Genomic DNA, 15,619 nt, shown 5'->3' on the forward strand with positions numbered 1-15,619 from the left:
GCTATCGGCTCAACGCCCCATCCGGCGAGCGCCGCCCTCGCGGCCCTTTCGCCCGTCCGGCGGGCCTCCGCCGCAGGAACTTCGGCGCCCGAGCCCGTGTCCGTCCGGGGTCGCCCCGCTGAAACCGCCCTACGTTCCAGCACAATCGTCCGCCCTGGCTTCATCCCGCTCTACACCCCATGCAAAAATTTCTCCGTATCTGTTTTTTCATTTTTCTGGTCGCCGGCGCGGCGCCCGTGTTTGCCGCCGCGCCTGAGCCCGCCCATCCCACGTCCGCTTCCGCCGCCGTCACGCTGACACCTCAGCAGGCCCGCGACGCGCTCTCCGTCCTGAACGACCCCAAGCGCCGCGCGCAGGTCGCCGATACGCTGCAGGCGATCGCCGCGGCTGGCGCATTGAGCGCGCCGCCCGCTTCCGCGCCGGCAGCGGCGTCGGCACCGGCCGCCGCCAGCGGCGCAGCGTCGCTCGTGCCGGCCGCGTTCAAAAGCAATGGCCTCGCGTCGCAGATCGCGCGTCAGGGCGCGCATTACGCGAGCTATCTCGCGACCTCGCTGCGCGGCTCGGTCGCCGCGCTGCTCGATGTCGCGTCGGTGCGCGCCTGGTGGAACTGGCAGTTCGCCAACCCGCACGCGCGCGTGGTGCTGTTCAAGGTGCTGTCGTCGCTGCTCGCCGCGCTGATTCCCGCACTGTTGCTCGAATGGCTGACGCGCCGGCTGCTGCGGCGCATCTACCGGGCGATCGCTGCGCGCCGCGAAGCCGCGCAGCAGGATGACAACGACAGCGCGCCGCCGTCCACGCGTGCCGCCGGCGCCGCGCCGGCCGGTCATACGCCGACGAACACGCCGCCGCTGCCCGCGATGTCGTCGGTGCCGCCGGTGCTCGAGGCAGAGGCGCAAGCGGTCGCCACGGGCCCCGCCGCGCCGTACGCGACGCCATCCGAGAAAGGCCGCGCGATCGAAGCCGAAGGCAAGCGCAACGCGACGCACCACTGGACGCTGCTGCAACGTCTGCCGCGCGCGTTGCTCATTACGCTGGTTCGCCTGATCCCGCTGGTGGTATTCGTCGCCGCCGCAAGCGCGGTGATTTCGATCATCACCGACAACGGCACGCCGCAGGACCGCGCGCTCGATTCGCTGATCGACGTCTATGTGGTGTGCCGCTGCGTCGTGATCGTCGGCGCGTTCTTTCTGCAGCCGAGCGCGCCGCGTCTGCGGCTGCTGCGCATGGGCGATGCGTGGGCCGCGTTCATCCTCGGCTGGATCGTGCGGATCGTCAGCGTGGTGGGCGCCGGCGTCGCGCTAGCCGAAGTCGCGCAGGCGCTCGGCATGAACGACGCCGCGCATCTCGCGCTGCTGAAAGTGGTCGCGCTGGTCGGTCACGTGATGATCTCGATCCTCGTGCTGCGCTGTGCAAAGCCGGTCGCCAGCCGGATCCGCGATCGCTTCACCGCGCACGAGTCGTTGCAGATGTTGGGCAACGCGCTCGCGGACGCGTGGGCCTGGGTTGCCGTGGTCATCGTGATGGGCCTGTGGTTCGTGTGGGCCTTCGACGTACGGAACGGCTATCACGCGCTCGTGAATATCGGCGGCATGACGCTCGCGATACTGATCGGCGCGCGGGTCGTGTCGATCGTGATCTTCGGTGCGCTCGCGCGCATCTTCCACGTGCAGGACGAAGCGTCGCGCTCGCTCGTGCATCAGCACGCGTACCGTTACTATCCGGCGCTGCGGCGCGTGATCAGCTGGGTCATCGGCGTCGTCACCGCGTTCGTGCTCTTGCAGGCGTGGGGCGTCGACGTCGTCGATCTGTTCCGCAGCGGCACGATCGGCCACCGCCTCGCCTCGGCGCTCGCGACGATTGCCGTGGCCGCGATCATCGCGCTGGTGGTGTGGGAGGTGGTCAACGTGTCGGCCGAACGCCGCCTCGACAACTGGACGAGCAGCGGCGATCTGGTGCGCGCCGCGCGCCTGCGCACGCTGATGCCGATGCTGCGTAGCGCGCTGTTCTGCGTGATCGCGCTCGTCGTCGTGCTGACGGGGCTGAGCGAACTCGGTGTAAACATCGGGCCGCTGCTCGCGGGCGCGAGCATCTTCGGCGTCGCGCTCGGCTTCGGCTCGCAGAAGCTGGTGCAGGATTTCATCACCGGCATCTTCCTGCTGATGGAAAACGCGATGCAGGTCGGCGACTGGGTCACGCTTGCGGGCGTGTCGGGCACCGTCGAATATCTGTCGATTCGCACCGTGCGCCTGCGCGGCAGCGACGGCTCGCTGTTTACGGTGCCGTTCAGTTCGGTGTCGACCGTGAACAACACGAATCGCGGCATCGGCAACGCGGCGGTGCGCGTGAATATCGTGTTCGGCCAGGACGTCGAGCGCGCGATCGACACGCTGAAGGAAATCGGCGCATCGCTGCGCGCGGATGACAAGTTCAAGGACGGCATCCTCGCGGACTTCTCGTTCTGGGGTGTCGATGCGGTCGACGGTTCGGCGATCACGCTGGCCGGCCAGATGCAATGCCGCGATACGTCGCGCTGGGGCGTGCAACGCGAGTTCAACCGGCGCATCCTCGAACGCTTCAGCGAGCTCGGCATCGAGATCGCGAATCCGCAGCGTCATCTGCTCACGTGGGACCCGGCGAGCAAGGCCAAGGTCGATGCGGGCGTGCCGCGCATCCACCACGTTGGACAGCCTGATGGCGGCGACCACACTCCGCACAAGGGCGACGCGCCGCTCGACGATCAGATCCCAGTCGATCCGAGCCCGGCCGGTGGACCCGGTACACCCGCCAACCCTGGCTCGACCTCGCCGCACGCATGACGTGACGCGTCGCGCCTCGAGCGCGTAACGGTTCGCTAGCGCGGCGCAGCGCTAGCGAACCTGCCACCAGCGCGGCAGCAGGCGCCGCACTTCCGGCCTGCGAAAGCGGTCGTCGATCAGATGCACGACGCCGCGATCCTGTTCGGTGCGGATCACGCGCCCCGCCGCCTGCACGACTTTCTGCAATCCCGGGTACAGGTACGTGTAGTCGTAGCCATTGCCGAAGCGCGCATCGAGCGCGCGGCGCATCTGCTCGTTGACGTCGTTGACCTGCGGCAGACCGAGCGTCGCGACGAACGCGCCGATCAGTTGCTGTCCGGTGAGATCGACACCTTCCGAAAACGCGCCGCCGAGCACCGCGAAGCCGATTCCCTGATTCATCGTCCTGAAGCGCGCGAGAAACGCATCGCGCGCGGCTTCGTCCATGCCGGGCTCCTGCGTCCACACCGGCAAACCGGGATGCCGCTCGCGCAGCAGCGCGACTACGCGTTGCAGATAATCGAAACTGCTCAGGAACCCGAGATAATTGCCGGGCTGCGTGTCGTACTGCTTCGCGATCAGCTCGACGATCGGCGCGAGCGATCGCTCGCGGTCACGCCAGCGCGTCGATACATGAGCGGCCACGTGCACCTGCAACTGCTCCGCGCGAAACGGACCTTCGACGTCGAGCCATTGCGTGTCGTCGGCGAGCCCAAGCGTGTCCCGATAGAAATGCTGCGGATTCAGCGTGCCGGAGAACATCACCGTGGTACGTGCGGCCGCATAGCGCGGTGCGAGAAACGGCGCGGGAATCACGTTGCGCACGCATAGCGTCGCACTGGTTTTGTCGCGCGGCGCGTAACGGTCGGCGCTCAATGTCACATCGAACATCGAGTGCTCGCCGAACTGCTCGGCGAGCGCGACGAAGTGCATCGCATCGAAGAAAAAGCGCAGCGCGTGTTCGTCGATCGACAACGGCGCGTCGGCGAGCTGATCGGTCACTGCGCCAATCAGATTCTGCGCGGCGGACAACAATTTGCCGGGTATCTCCGCATACAGCTGGTAGCTCGCCGTCTGCGCGCGCTTGAGCGCATTCCACTCGCGCTGCAAGCGTTCGAGCGGCTTCTTCAGCGCTGCCGGCGCGCTGTTGCGCGCGAGCCGGAACGCGCCTTGATCGAGCGACGCGGTATACATGCGCCGCGCGCGTTCGAGCAGGTTATGCGCTTCATCGACCAGCACGCCGACGCGCCACTGGTTGATCTGCGTGAGCGCATGCAGCATCGCGCTCGCGTCGTAGTAGTAGTTGTAGTCGCCGACGATCACATCGGCCCAGCGCGCGAGCTCCTGCGCCAGATAATACGGACAGACGTCGTGCGCGAGCGCGGCCTCGCGCACCGCCGCGCGATCGAGCCGCGGCGTCGCCAGCGCGGCGGCGCGCGCCGCATCGAGACGATCGTAAAAGCCGCGCGCGAGCGGACATGACTCGCCGTTGCAGGCTTTGTCCGGATGCTCGCAGGCTTTGTCGCGCGCGACGAGTTCGAGCGTTCTGAGCGGCAGCGGCGCGCTCTGGTGCAGCGAGTCGATCGCATCGAGCGCAAGCGCACGGCCCGGCGTCTTCGCGGTCAGAAAGAACACGCGATCGAGCCGGTCTTCGCCGCAGGCTCTCAGCAACGGAAAAATCGTCGCCAGCGTTTTGCCGATGCCGGTCGGCGCCTGCGCCATCAACGGCTTGCCGTCGCGCGCCGCACGATACACGGCCACCGCGAGCTCGCGCTGCCCACGGCGAAACTGCCCATACGGAAACTGCACCTTGACGAGCGCCGCATTGCGCGCAGCGCGATGCGCGTCTTCCTGCACGGCCCAATCGAGAAATCGTTCGCACTGGTCGACGAAGAAGATTTCGAGTTCGCGCGCGCTGTGCTGCTGCGTCAGCACGGTTTCCTTCTGACTGCCGATATCGAAGTACACCAGCGCGACCGTCAGCTCGCCGAGCCCGCGCGCCCGGCACAGCAGATGCCCATAGACGAGCGCCTGCGCCCAGTGCAGCACCCGATGATTGGCAGGCATGCGCGCGAGATCGCCGCGATAGGTCTTCACTTCTTCGAGCCGGTTCGCGATTGGATCGTAGCCGTCCGCGCGGCCACGCACGGTCAGACTGCGATGCGTGCCCGTCAGCGTGAGTTCGGTTTCGTAGCCGCTCGCGCGACGGCCGGCGACCATCTGATGACCGGCAATGCCTTCGAGCGAAGTCGGCGCGGGCGTGAAGCGCAGGTCGAGATCGCCGCGCCGCGCGGTGAATTCGCACATCGCGCGGACAGCCACCACATAGCTCATACGACGCGCTCCGCCGCGGCTCGCGTCGCGACGTCCGCTTCGCCCTGTGCCTCTTGCCCGGCCCAGCGCACGTCGACGACGCGCACCGGCATGCCGTGCTGCACGCAGTACGCGAGCCAGCGGATCTGGTTGTCCTGCAGACGATCGCCGGGGCCTTTCACCTCGATCAATTCATAGCGACGCTCGGCCGGCCAGAACCGGATCAGGTCGGGCAAGCCGGAACGATTGCCGCGAATGTCGCGCAGCAGCCGCTCGAACCATAGCTTCAGATGCGCGGCGGGCAGACAGTCGAGCGCGAGCGCGACGAGTTCGGGCGTCAACAGTCCCCAGAATACGAACGGCGACTGCATACCGGTCTTCTGATGCAGATGCCGCAAAATCGTCTCGCGATAGACGCCGCTATCGAGTTGCGCGAAGCACGCCGCGAACTGGGTGGCGCGGCGCGCGTGAAAATCGGGCGCGTGCAGATCGGCCGGTTCGCGCTGGAATGGATGAAAAAACGCGCCGGGCAGCGCCGCGAACACCGGTTCCCAGCACAGCAGGCCGAACAGCGAGTTGATCAGCGCGTTCTCGACATAGTGCACCGGCGCGGCGTCGCTGCTCAGATGATCGCGCACCACGTATTCGACGGGCACCGGCGTGTCAGGCTTCAGCAGCACCAGCGTGCCGCGCTCTACAGGCCGTGCCGCCGCCGCGCGCGGCACGGGCACGCCGCATTTGCGCCGCAAGCGCGGCAACATCCGGGCGACACGCTGCGCCTCCTCTTCGCTCTCGGGCGCGGCATCGGCCTGCAAGGCCAGTGCGAGCGCTTCGCCGTAACGCTCGCTGCGCTCGAACACGCGCATGCGTCGATGACGCGCACCCGGCCACGCGCATGCGCCGTACACCTCGAGTGCGGTGTCCCACTGCTCGCGCCGCTCGCAATCCTGGCCGATCCGGAACAGCAGTTTCGCGCGACGCGTTTCAAGCCACGGATTCGCGGTATCGATCGAGCGGACGGTCGTGATCAGTTCTTCAAGCGTGGCGGCGCCGGTGTCGACCGGCAGCCATTCGAGCGCTTCGCGGCACGCGTGCAGCGCGAGATAGACGTCGATGTCCGCGCGTTGCTGGAACGCCCGCGACGACGGTCCGAACGCGACCTTCTCGTACTGGAACACGCCAAGATCGGCGAGCACGAACTCCGACCAGTCCTGATATAGATTGCCGAAGAACATTAGCCGCAAGCGATCGCACAACGGCGCGATAGCGACGTGCAGCACCCGGTCCGTTGTAGCGCCGTGCCACGCGGCAAGCGGACGTGATGGGCATGCTTGCGCGTCGCCGCTTTCAGTTTCGTAAAACGCGCGCAGCGTTTCGAGCAGATCCGGTTTGCGCAATGCCTTTGCGCCGGGAATTCGCGCGATCGCGTCCGCGAACATCTCCAGCAATTGCGCACGTGTACTGAGGGCAAACAGATCGTCGAGTGACAGAGCCGGTTCGATGTCGATCCAGCGATGCACCGTCATCGGCATCGCCGCCTGCAACGGGCAGCCGATTTCCTCATAAACAAGGCGGCTCGCGCGAAACAGCATGCCCTTGCGCATCAGCATGCGCACCAGCAACGCACGCGAGGCCTGCGGCAATGTCGCGAAAGTGCTCAGAAAAGCGTGCTCTTCGTCGTCGAGCAGGTCGTCGTAACGCGCGGCGAGCCACGCCAGCGCGCGCTCGAAATTCAGCAGGTAGTAAGGGGCGTCAGAGCGGATCTCTGAGCGAGCATCGGTTGCCACGGACTTTGTGCAGGACCTGTATGTTTATACAGTGATGATAGCAAAGTCCGGCGCGGCAACCGCCGTGCATCAGCCCGCGAGCCACACGACCGTCAACGAACGCACGCCCTGCGCGCCGCGAATCAGTACGCCCTCGATATCGGCGGTGGCCGAGGGGCCGGTAACCAGCGCCGCGTAGCGAGCGCTGCGGAAATCGTCGCGACGATAGACGTCTTGCAGTCCATCGAGCAATTGCGCCGGATCGAGCAACACGACCAGATGCTGGACGATGTAGCCTAAGGCATTGACCACATATTCGCGCTCGCTGAACCACACCGAGCCGGTTTCGGCGACGCCAAAGCGCGCGCGCACCACACCGACGTCGACATCCTGCAGCGACGCGGGGTCCGTATCGGCGCGGATCACGCGCGTGCCAGGCACTTCGGCGCTCGCCGATGCGATCGATGCAGCCGCGCCAAAGCGCTCGCGAATCAGACCGCTGACGTCGTTCGCGCTCGCTGCTTCGACGCAAGTACCGCCCATCGTTTGCAACGCCGCTGCGAAACGCGCCCGCAGATCGCCGCCAACCGCATCGAACAGCGGCACGTCGGGACGCGGCCGCGCGGTCGGTTGCGCGGCGCGTACTTTGGCAAGAAAAGCCTCACGCGTTGTCATTGCCGCCTCCGCGATTCTTCTTGTACCAGGCATGAAAAGTCATCTTCGGCGCTTCCGGCAATTCGCGCTGCCGGCCCCAGATATTCAGAGGGTTGTACAGCACGAAATTCGGCAGCCGCCGCAACGCGCTGCCCATCGACGCCACCGTCGCGCGATACAAGGTCGGACTCGATAGCAGACGCCCCGCCATCTTCAGCACTTCCTGCTTCACGAACGGCACTTCGTGCTGCTCGGCGATCACCGCGCGCCATTTATAGATCTGCTCGTGAATGTTGATCTTCACCGGACACACGTTCGTGCAACTGCCGTTGAGTGTCGATGCGAACGGCAATGCGCTATAGCGTTTCAGATCGAAAGTCGGATTGATGATCGCGCCGATCGGCCCCGAATAGGTGCCGCCATACGACAGGCCGCCGCTGCGTCGATACACCGGACACGTATTCATGCACGCGCCGCAGCGTATGCATTTGAGCGAGTACCAGAAGTCCTCCATCGCGAGCCGTTCGGAACGGCCATGATCGACGAGAATGAAATGCATCTCGGTGGCCGGCCGCGGCGCACGAAAATGCGATGTGTACTGCGTGATCGGCGAACCCAACGCACTGCGCGACAGCATGCGCACGAACACGCCGAGGTCCGACACCTTCGGTATCAGCTTCTCGATTCCGATCGATGCGATATGCAACGGCGGCACGTTCGCCGAAAGATCGGCATTGCCTTCGTTCGTGCAGACGACGACCGTGCCCGTTTCCGCCACCGCGAAATTGCAGCCGGTCATGCCAGCCGTTTTCTCGCGCACGAAATAAGGCCGCGTATTCATTCGCTGGCTTTCGGCCAGATAATGGATGTCGCTATTCTTCGGATCGGTGCCGATGGTACGGCCGAACAACTCGGCCACGTCCGCGCGCAGCTTGTGGACGGCCGGCACGACCATATGACTCGGGTCCTGATGATCGAGTTGCTGGATGCGCTCGCCGAGGTCCGTCTCCATCACCGTAATGCCGCGCGGTTCGAGGTACTCGCGCATCCGGCATTCGTCGGTCAGCATCGACTTGCTCTTCACGAGCGTCGTCATGCCGCGCTCGGACATCAGCTGGTGGACGATCGCGTTGTGCTCTTCCGCGTTCGCCGCCCAATGCACGACCACGCCATTGGCCTCGGCGGCCGCCGCGAACTGCTCCAGATAGTCGGCCAGATGCGACAGCGTGTGTTCCTTGATGCCCGACGCCAGCGAGCGCAACGTTTCCCATTCGGCAATGCCGTGCGCCTGCGCGTCGCGCTTCTCGCGCAGGTCCCACAGACGCTTGTCGTGAAACGCGACATGCTCGGTTTTGCCGATAAAAGAACCCGCGGCTTTGGCGTGATCGACGCAGTGATGGTCGCCGCTCATGCGCGTGCTCCATTGAGAACCTGCGCGATATGAATGAAGCGCGCGTCGGCCTTCATGCGTTCGGCGCAACCCTGTTGGTGCATCAGGCAGGACATATCGCCCGAAACGATGTACTCGGCGCCCGCATTCAGGTGGTCGCGCACCTTGTCCTGCCCCATGCGCACCGACACCGCTTCTTCGGTGACCGAGAACGTGCCGCCAAAACCGCAGCATTCGTCGGGCCTCGCCGGCTTCACGAACTCGATGCCTTTCACGCCTTCGAGCAGTGCACGCGGCTTTGAAAACGGCGTGCCGGCAATTTCCGACGCCGACGCCTGCTTCAGATGACGCAGCGCGCTGCAACTGGTGTGCAGACCAACGCGATGCGGAAACTCGGCCCACGGAAATTCGCGCGCGCCGATCACGTCGTGCAGAAACTCGACCAACTCGTAAGCGCTTGCGCGCACCTTCTTCACTTCATCGGTCTGCTCGAGCGCGGTCAGATGTTCGCGCACGTGATGAATGCAACTCGCGGACGGCCCGACGATGTAGTCGTAACCGGCGAAGTTGCGCGCGAAGAGTCGCTCGGTGGCGGCGGCGTCCGTATGCGCGCCGCTATTGGCCATCGGCTGGCCGCAGCAGGTCTGCTGTTGCGGATAGTCGACCTCGATGCCGAAACGTTCGAGCAGTTCGAGCGTCGCGATACCGACCTCGGGATAGAACGCGTCGATAAAGCACGGGATAAACAGCGCGACTTTCATAGGGCCTTCAGGAAATGCGGCGGGATGATGCCGGTTGACCGGTGCGGCCCGTTTGGCCGGTCTTGGTCATGTTGGTCTGACCAAGACTATAAGAAAGTCGGTTGACGGTGTCAATTCGAGCGGCCCGATCACTACCCCCGAGTAAGCGCGACCCTCCGCCAGCGGAAGCGAGCCGCCGCGTTTGTTCTCCACCACAACCGCTCAAACCGACTCCCGCAGCACCAGCCGGTGCTGCAAGATACGCGGCGCAGGGCGTCGACCGTCCAGCAGCGCCAGCAGCATTTCTGCGGCCGCGGCGCCCAGTTCGACCATCGGCTGGGCCACGGTCGTCAGCCCCGGCTCGAAGATGTCGGCGATGGGCACATCGTCGAAGCCCATTACCGCGACGTCGTGCGGCACCCGCCGGCCGGCCTTGCTAAAGCACTTGATCGCGCCGATCGCCAACGTGTCCGACACGGCGAACACCGCGCTCGGCGGGTCCACCACCGCCAGCAGACTTGCCGCCGCCTGGCTGCCGGCGGCGTAGCTATTGTCGCCAGTCACACAGACAAGCTCGGGCGCAGGCGCGAGCCCCGCGCGCAGTAGCGCTGCGTCATAGCCCTCGCGGCGCTGACGCGCATACAGGAAGCGCTCATCACTGGTGATGAAGCCGATGCGCCGGTGGCCCTTGTTGATCAGGTACTGCACGGCGTCCGTAGCGGCCTGGCGGTGATCGATGCTGACATAAGGCACATCACTACCTGGCATGAACTCCGAGCAATTGACCCACGGCTTGCCATTCGCCGCCTCGCGCCGGGCTGCCTGGTCGGACATCGGCACGAGGTTGATGACGCCGTCGCTCAGACTGCCGAGCAGCGTCGGCAGCGACGCGTCCGCCGTGCCCGTCCAGGCTTCCAGGTCCGCCGGAAGCAGCGTGTAACCGGCCTGGCGACTGACCGCGGCGGCCCCGCGCACGATCTCGGCGTAATAAGGGTTGGCGAAATCCGGCATCAGCATCAGCAGAATGCGGCTCTGCCCGGTGCTCAGGCTGCGGCCGAACGGATTGACGCGGTAGTCCAGTGCGCTCACTGCCGCCTCGACCCGCTCACGCGTGGCCGCCGACACGGGCTTCGTCCCGTTGAGCACACGCGAGACCGTGGCAATAGATACGCCAGCCTCGCGGGCAACGGCTTCGATAGAGGGTTTGCTTCGCATAGGCAATGATTGTAGCACCGCCGGGAAAATTTTTTCCCAACGCGCGTTATTCAGAAACGAAAACGCTCAGAGATTAAGACGCGGATTGGCGGAGATGTGGGTCTCCCAGCCTGCATAGGGTAAAGCCCATGTTCCGGAGAAACGGGAAAGCGCTTACCCTCTGACCTGCACCGCTTCACAGCAATCGCTGCTCCCATCCGCACCGCATCCCCTTGACTCCTTGGACTGACGACCATGAATCAAGCCTTGCCCATTTCCATCCAGATTTACAGCCTGCGTAATGCGGGCGATCTCGACCGGCAGTTCGACATTGCAGCCCAAGCCGGATTTCGCCACGTCGAGCTGATCGGGTCCTTGCTGGAAGATGCGGCCGACACCCGGAACAAGCTTCAGGCGCGCGGCCTGAGCGCCTCGTCCAGCCACCTCAGCATGGCCATGCTGCGTGAGCGTTTGCAAGAAGTTGTCGCGGCGTGCGAGACCATCGGTTTCACGCAGTTGGTCATGCCCGCAGTGCCGCCAGCCGAGCGCGACAGCGACGCCGCATATTGGCGGGCGCTCGGCAGCGAGTTGGGCGAGTTCGCTCATCGGCTCGCCGATCAGGGCATCGGTCTCGCTTACCACAACCATGATTGGGAACTCAGAGCGAAAGAGAACGGCACAACGGCGCTGGAACTGTTGTTCGAGTCCGCCGGGGCCAGCCCGCTCGGCTGGCAGGTGGATGTTGCCTGGCTCGTGCGCGGCGGCGCCGATCCGCTGCCATGGCTGCGCCGTTATACGGGCCGCGTGGTCTCGGCTCATGCGAAAGACCTCGCGCCGGCGGGTGAAAAACTCGACGAAGACGGCTGGGCCGACGTGGGTCACGGCGTGATGGACTGGCCCACGCTGTCCGCGGCCTGCCGCGAAGCGGGTGCGCGTTTCCTCGCCGCCGAGCACGACAATCCCAGCGACGGCGAACGCTTCGCCCGCAATGCCTTTGCCTATCTGCACCAGCTCGGAGCCTGATCCATGAAACCTGTCCTCATCGGCATCATCGGTTGCGGCAACATCAGCGATGCGTATTTTACCGGCGCGGCGAATTCGGAGTTCGCCCGCGTCAAGGCTTGCGCCGACCTGCGTCCGGAGGCCGCCCAGGCCAAGGCCGCGCAGCACGGTGTGGCCGCGATGTCGGTGGACGCGCTGCTGGCCGACCCCGACATCGAAATCGTCATCAACCTGACGGTGCCGCACGCGCATGTGCCGGTGAGCCTGCAGATTCTCGAGGCCGGCAAGCACGTCTACCTCGAAAAGCCTTTGGCTACCGATTTCGCGTCCGCACGCGCGATGCTGGCGCGAGCCGAGGCGTCAGGGTTACGCGTGGGCTGCGCACCGGACACTTTCTTCGGCGCGGCCCATCAGGCCTGCCGCGCGGCGCTCGATGCCGGCCGCATTGGGCGCGCCATAGGCGGGGCCGTGGCGGTGTTGTCCCGCGGCATGGAATCCTGGCACCCCAATCCAGAGTTTTTTTTCAAGCCGGGCGGCGGTCCCATTCACGACTTGGGCCCGTATTACGTGACCCAACTGGTCAACCTGCTGGGACCGGTAGCACGCGTGAGCGGGTGCACGACCATCGGTTTTCCACAGCGCATCATCTCGAGTGAACCGCTCCGCGGTCAGATCATCGAAGTCGAGGTGCCCACGACGGTCAACGGCATCCTGCATTTTGCAAGCGGAGCCAACGTGTCGATGAGCGCCTCGTGGGACGTGTGGGCCCATCAGCGTGCGCCCATCGAGATCTATGGCACCGAAGGCACCCTGCTGGGCGTCGACCCGAATTTCTTTGGCGGAAGTCCGCGCGTGGCTGAACGTGATAGTGGCTTCAAGCCGCTCGACACACAGCATCATGCCTTTGGCGTCGACAACTTCACGTTGAGGAGTGGCGCGCGCGTGGCCAACTACCGCGCCGTGGGCGTGCTGGACATGGCGCTGGCGTTGCGTCGGGATCGGCCGCATCGCGCGAGCGGCGAACTGGCTTTACACGTGCTGGAGGTGCTGGATGCCTTCGAACGCTCTTCGCGCGAGGGGCGGCACATCGATATCGAGACCCCCGTGCAACGGCCCGTCGTCGTGCCATTGGGGCGAGGCGAAGAGGTGTTTCTCGGCGACTGACTCGCCTAGCCCCGGTCGCCCGAAGTTTCGCGTGGCCGGGCAACTCAGGAAATCACCGCAGCCGACGGCTTCGTCGCATCGTCGTTGTAAATCTCGCGCACGAAGGCCAGATGCCGCTCGGCTGCCTTGCGTGCTTTGGGCGCATCGCGTGCGACGACCGCGTCGTAAATCGCCTGGTGCTGGCTCATCAACTGCTTTTCCATCGCATCGTCGTAATCGATCAAGCGATGATACTGGCGCATGCCCTCGCGAATCAGCGTGTGAATGCCGTGCATCACATGCGCCAGCGCGACGTTGTGCGTGGAGTCGGCGATCGCGAGATGAAACGCGGCATCGAGTTCGGCGAGATTCGCGCGATCCCGCGACAACGACGCAGCCTTCAACGCCTCGAACGCCGCGCGGATTTTCTTCAGGTCGGCGGCGGTTGCGCGCTGCGCGGCATAGACCGTCGAAATCGCTTCGAGCCCCTGGCGCAACTCCAGAATGTCGGCACTGGTACGCGGATTCTGCAGCAGCAGTTCGGCAAGCGGCTTCGAGATGATCGGCGCGGTCACGTCGACCACCGTGAAACCGCCGCGCCCCGACGTTTCGATGTACCCGTCCGCCTCCAGCCTGATCAGCGCCTCGCGCAGCGACGGCCGCGACACGCCGAGTTGCGCCGCGAGATCGCGCTCGGCCGGCAGCCGGTCACCGGGCATCAGCGAGCCCTCCGAGATCAGTTGCTTGATCTGGTCGGACACCACGTCGGAAATGCGCTTGCGCGCGAAGGACGGAATCGGGGTGAATGGCATAAGCGGCAAACGGTGAAGCGCGGTTGACGAAGCGCGCGGCTACTGCACGGTGCGTGGAATTATACCGTTCGATATCGTGCGCCGATGCGCCGATCTCAACGCGGCTGTGCCGTATAAAAGCTCACGAGATCACGCTTCATCGCGTGCATCGCGGCATCGTCGAGGTACACCATGTGGCCGGTCGGATAGTAGGCGATGCGCACGTTCTCGCGCAGCGACCGGTCGAGGCCGAGATGCGCGAGCGCGTATTCGGTCGCGTAGAACGGCGTGGCGAGATCGAAGTAGCCGTTCAGCGATAGCACCCGCAACTGCGGATTCTGCCGCATCGCTTCGGCCAGATCGCCGCCCGCGTACGGCAGTTCCAGCCGTTCGCCCCACCATTCGCGATGTTTCCAGTCCCACTGCTTCAACGCGTCGTCGCTGAACACCAGATAACGGTCGGTCGGCGTGTAGTGCAGGTCTTCCGACAGATGCTGATGGAGCGCCGCATTGAACGCATTCGACACGCTGCTCACCGACGCATCGAAATCGGGATCTTCCGCTGCATCGTCGTAATTCCGGCCTTCGACACGCGCATCGTAGCGCCCTACGCTGCGCGACTCGTTGCGCAGCAACTCGTTTCGAAAACGCGTCGGATAAAGACGCAGACGGTTGCGCTTCACGAAGCCCACGTCGAGACCGGTGAAGTACGCGACGCGCGCGGCGATCGCGTCGCGCTGATCGTCGGGCAGCGCATCACCCTGATCGAGCGCCTGCGCATACGGTCCGCGTGCGAACGCGCGCACTTCGTCGAGAAAGGCCGGTAAGCTCGCGGGCTTCGGCGTGACCTTGTCGTGATACCACGCGATCGCCGCGAAACTCGGCAGATAACTCACGCTCTTGAAATCGGTGCCGGGCGTGAACGCCGCGGAATTGAGCACCGACGACAGCAGGATCACGCCGTTCAGCGCGATATTGTTCTGCCCCAGATGATAAGCGAGCATCGCGGCGCGCGCGGTGCCATAAGATTCGCCGAACAGGTACTTCGGCGAATTCCAGCGCTGATTCACCGTCAGATAACGGTCGATGAATTGCGCAAATGCACTGACGTCCTGATCGACGCCCCAGAAGTCCTTGCCCGTGCCATGCCCGACCGGTCTCGACAGGCCCGCGCCGACCGCGTCGATGAACACGAGGTCCGAGACATCGAGCAGGCTGTCGGGGTTGTCTTCGAGCGTGTACGGCGCGGGCGGCGTGCTCGCGGGGCTCGCGGTGCGCACGCGTTTCGGGCCGACCGAGCCCATCATCAGGAATACGCTGCCAGCGCCGGGACCGCCGTTGAACAGAAAGGTGATCGGACGCGTCGCCGGCGCTTTGGTCGGCACCGTGTACGCGACATAGAACACGCTCGCGGTGGGCGCGCCGGACTTATCGTGCAGCAACAGATTGCCGGCGCTCGCCGTGTAGTCGAGCTTGCGACCGTTCAAGCGAAGCGAATGCGTGGTCACGCTGGTAGTCTCGGGCGGCACCGGAACCGCGGGCGCCGACGTCCTGTCGTTGCGAGGCTTCGCCGTCGCGTCGCCCGAATCCGGTGCATTCGATGCGGCAGTCCGCTTGTGCGGCTCGTTCGATTCGCCGACCTGCTGCGCGGGCGGCGCCGATGCGGCGGCGTCCGTGCCTGCCCTCGCATTGGCCTGTTCGGCTGCCATGCACGGTTCGCCGAACGACACTACAGCGGCGACCGAAAACGTCACCGTCAGCGCGGCGGCCAGCAATCCCGCTGTCAGCAAGCGGCGCAATGAGGAAGAGAAGCGAAGAATCATGAAGTCGT

General features: G+C 65.1%; 11 protein-coding genes. 3 read left to right on the plus strand and 8 right to left on the minus strand.

The window, feature by feature from the left end; all coding sequences use genetic code 11:
• The first annotated feature begins 179 nt into the window (after positions 1 to 179).
• Positions 180 to 2,816 (plus strand): mechanosensitive ion channel domain-containing protein, encoded by a 2,637-nt coding sequence (locus QFZ94_RS03210; protein ID WP_429455560.1) that lies wholly within the window; start codon positions 180 to 182, stop codon positions 2,814 to 2,816.
• Positions 2,817 to 2,867: 51 nt separating this feature from the next.
• On the opposite strand, the gene QFZ94_RS03215 is transcribed toward QFZ94_RS03210, so the two are convergent.
• The 6 genes from QFZ94_RS03215 to QFZ94_RS03240 form a co-directional block, all read right to left on the minus strand.
• Positions 2,868 to 5,129: an ATP-dependent DNA helicase gene (locus QFZ94_RS03215; protein WP_429455561.1), complete on the minus strand. Its 2,262-nt coding sequence runs from the start codon at positions 5,127 to 5,129 to the stop codon at positions 2,868 to 2,870.
• Positions 5,126 to 6,895, minus strand: coding sequence for a VRR-NUC domain-containing protein (locus QFZ94_RS03220; RefSeq protein WP_429455562.1), 1,770 nt, complete (start codon positions 6,893 to 6,895; stop codon positions 5,126 to 5,128). The genes QFZ94_RS03215 and QFZ94_RS03220 overlap by 4 nt, the downstream gene beginning before the upstream one ends.
• Before the next feature lie 69 nt (positions 6,896 to 6,964).
• Positions 6,965 to 7,549, minus strand: a complete 585-nt coding sequence (locus tag QFZ94_RS03225) for a LutC/YkgG family protein (RefSeq protein WP_429455563.1) — start codon at positions 7,547 to 7,549, stop codon at positions 6,965 to 6,967.
• On the minus strand, positions 7,536 to 8,939 hold the full coding sequence (locus QFZ94_RS03230; protein ID WP_429455564.1) for a lactate utilization protein B: 1,404 nt from the start codon (positions 8,937 to 8,939) through the stop codon (positions 7,536 to 7,538). The genes QFZ94_RS03225 and QFZ94_RS03230 overlap by 14 nt, the downstream gene beginning before the upstream one ends.
• Positions 8,936 to 9,679: a (Fe-S)-binding protein gene (locus QFZ94_RS03235; RefSeq protein ID WP_429455565.1), complete on the minus strand. Its 744-nt coding sequence runs from the start codon at positions 9,677 to 9,679 to the stop codon at positions 8,936 to 8,938. The genes QFZ94_RS03230 and QFZ94_RS03235 overlap by 4 nt, the downstream gene beginning before the upstream one ends.
• 201 nt (positions 9,680 to 9,880) lie before the next feature.
• Positions 9,881 to 10,873, minus strand: coding sequence for a LacI family DNA-binding transcriptional regulator (locus QFZ94_RS03240; protein WP_176123748.1), 993 nt, complete (start codon positions 10,871 to 10,873; stop codon positions 9,881 to 9,883).
• A 234-nt stretch (positions 10,874 to 11,107) separates the two neighbouring features.
• Between QFZ94_RS03240 and QFZ94_RS03245 the strand changes: the two genes are divergently transcribed.
• Positions 11,108 to 11,875, plus strand: a complete 768-nt coding sequence (locus QFZ94_RS03245; protein ID WP_368583762.1) for a sugar phosphate isomerase/epimerase family protein — start codon at positions 11,108 to 11,110, stop codon at positions 11,873 to 11,875.
• 3 nt (positions 11,876 to 11,878) lie between these two features.
• Complete coding sequence (locus QFZ94_RS03250) at positions 11,879 to 13,018, plus strand: Gfo/Idh/MocA family protein (RefSeq protein ID WP_429455566.1); 1,140 nt, start codon at positions 11,879 to 11,881, stop codon at positions 13,016 to 13,018.
• A 44-nt stretch (positions 13,019 to 13,062) separates the two neighbouring features.
• On the opposite strand, the gene QFZ94_RS03255 is transcribed toward QFZ94_RS03250, so the two are convergent.
• Together QFZ94_RS03255 and QFZ94_RS03260 are read right to left on the minus strand one after the other, a co-directional pair.
• Positions 13,063 to 13,809, minus strand: coding sequence for a FadR/GntR family transcriptional regulator (locus tag QFZ94_RS03255; RefSeq protein ID WP_429455567.1), 747 nt, complete (start codon positions 13,807 to 13,809; stop codon positions 13,063 to 13,065).
• A 95-nt stretch (positions 13,810 to 13,904) separates the two neighbouring features.
• Positions 13,905 to 15,611 carry a S10 family peptidase gene (locus QFZ94_RS03260; RefSeq protein WP_429455568.1) on the minus strand — a complete coding sequence of 569 codons (1,707 nt, stop codon included), beginning with the start codon at positions 15,609 to 15,611 and terminating at the stop codon, positions 13,905 to 13,907.
• Positions 15,612 to 15,619 lie beyond the last annotated feature (8 nt).

It is taken from the genome of Paraburkholderia sp. JPY465 (assembly GCF_050436725.1).
GTDB classification, from domain to species: domain Bacteria; phylum Pseudomonadota; class Gammaproteobacteria; order Burkholderiales; family Burkholderiaceae; genus Paraburkholderia; species Paraburkholderia youngii.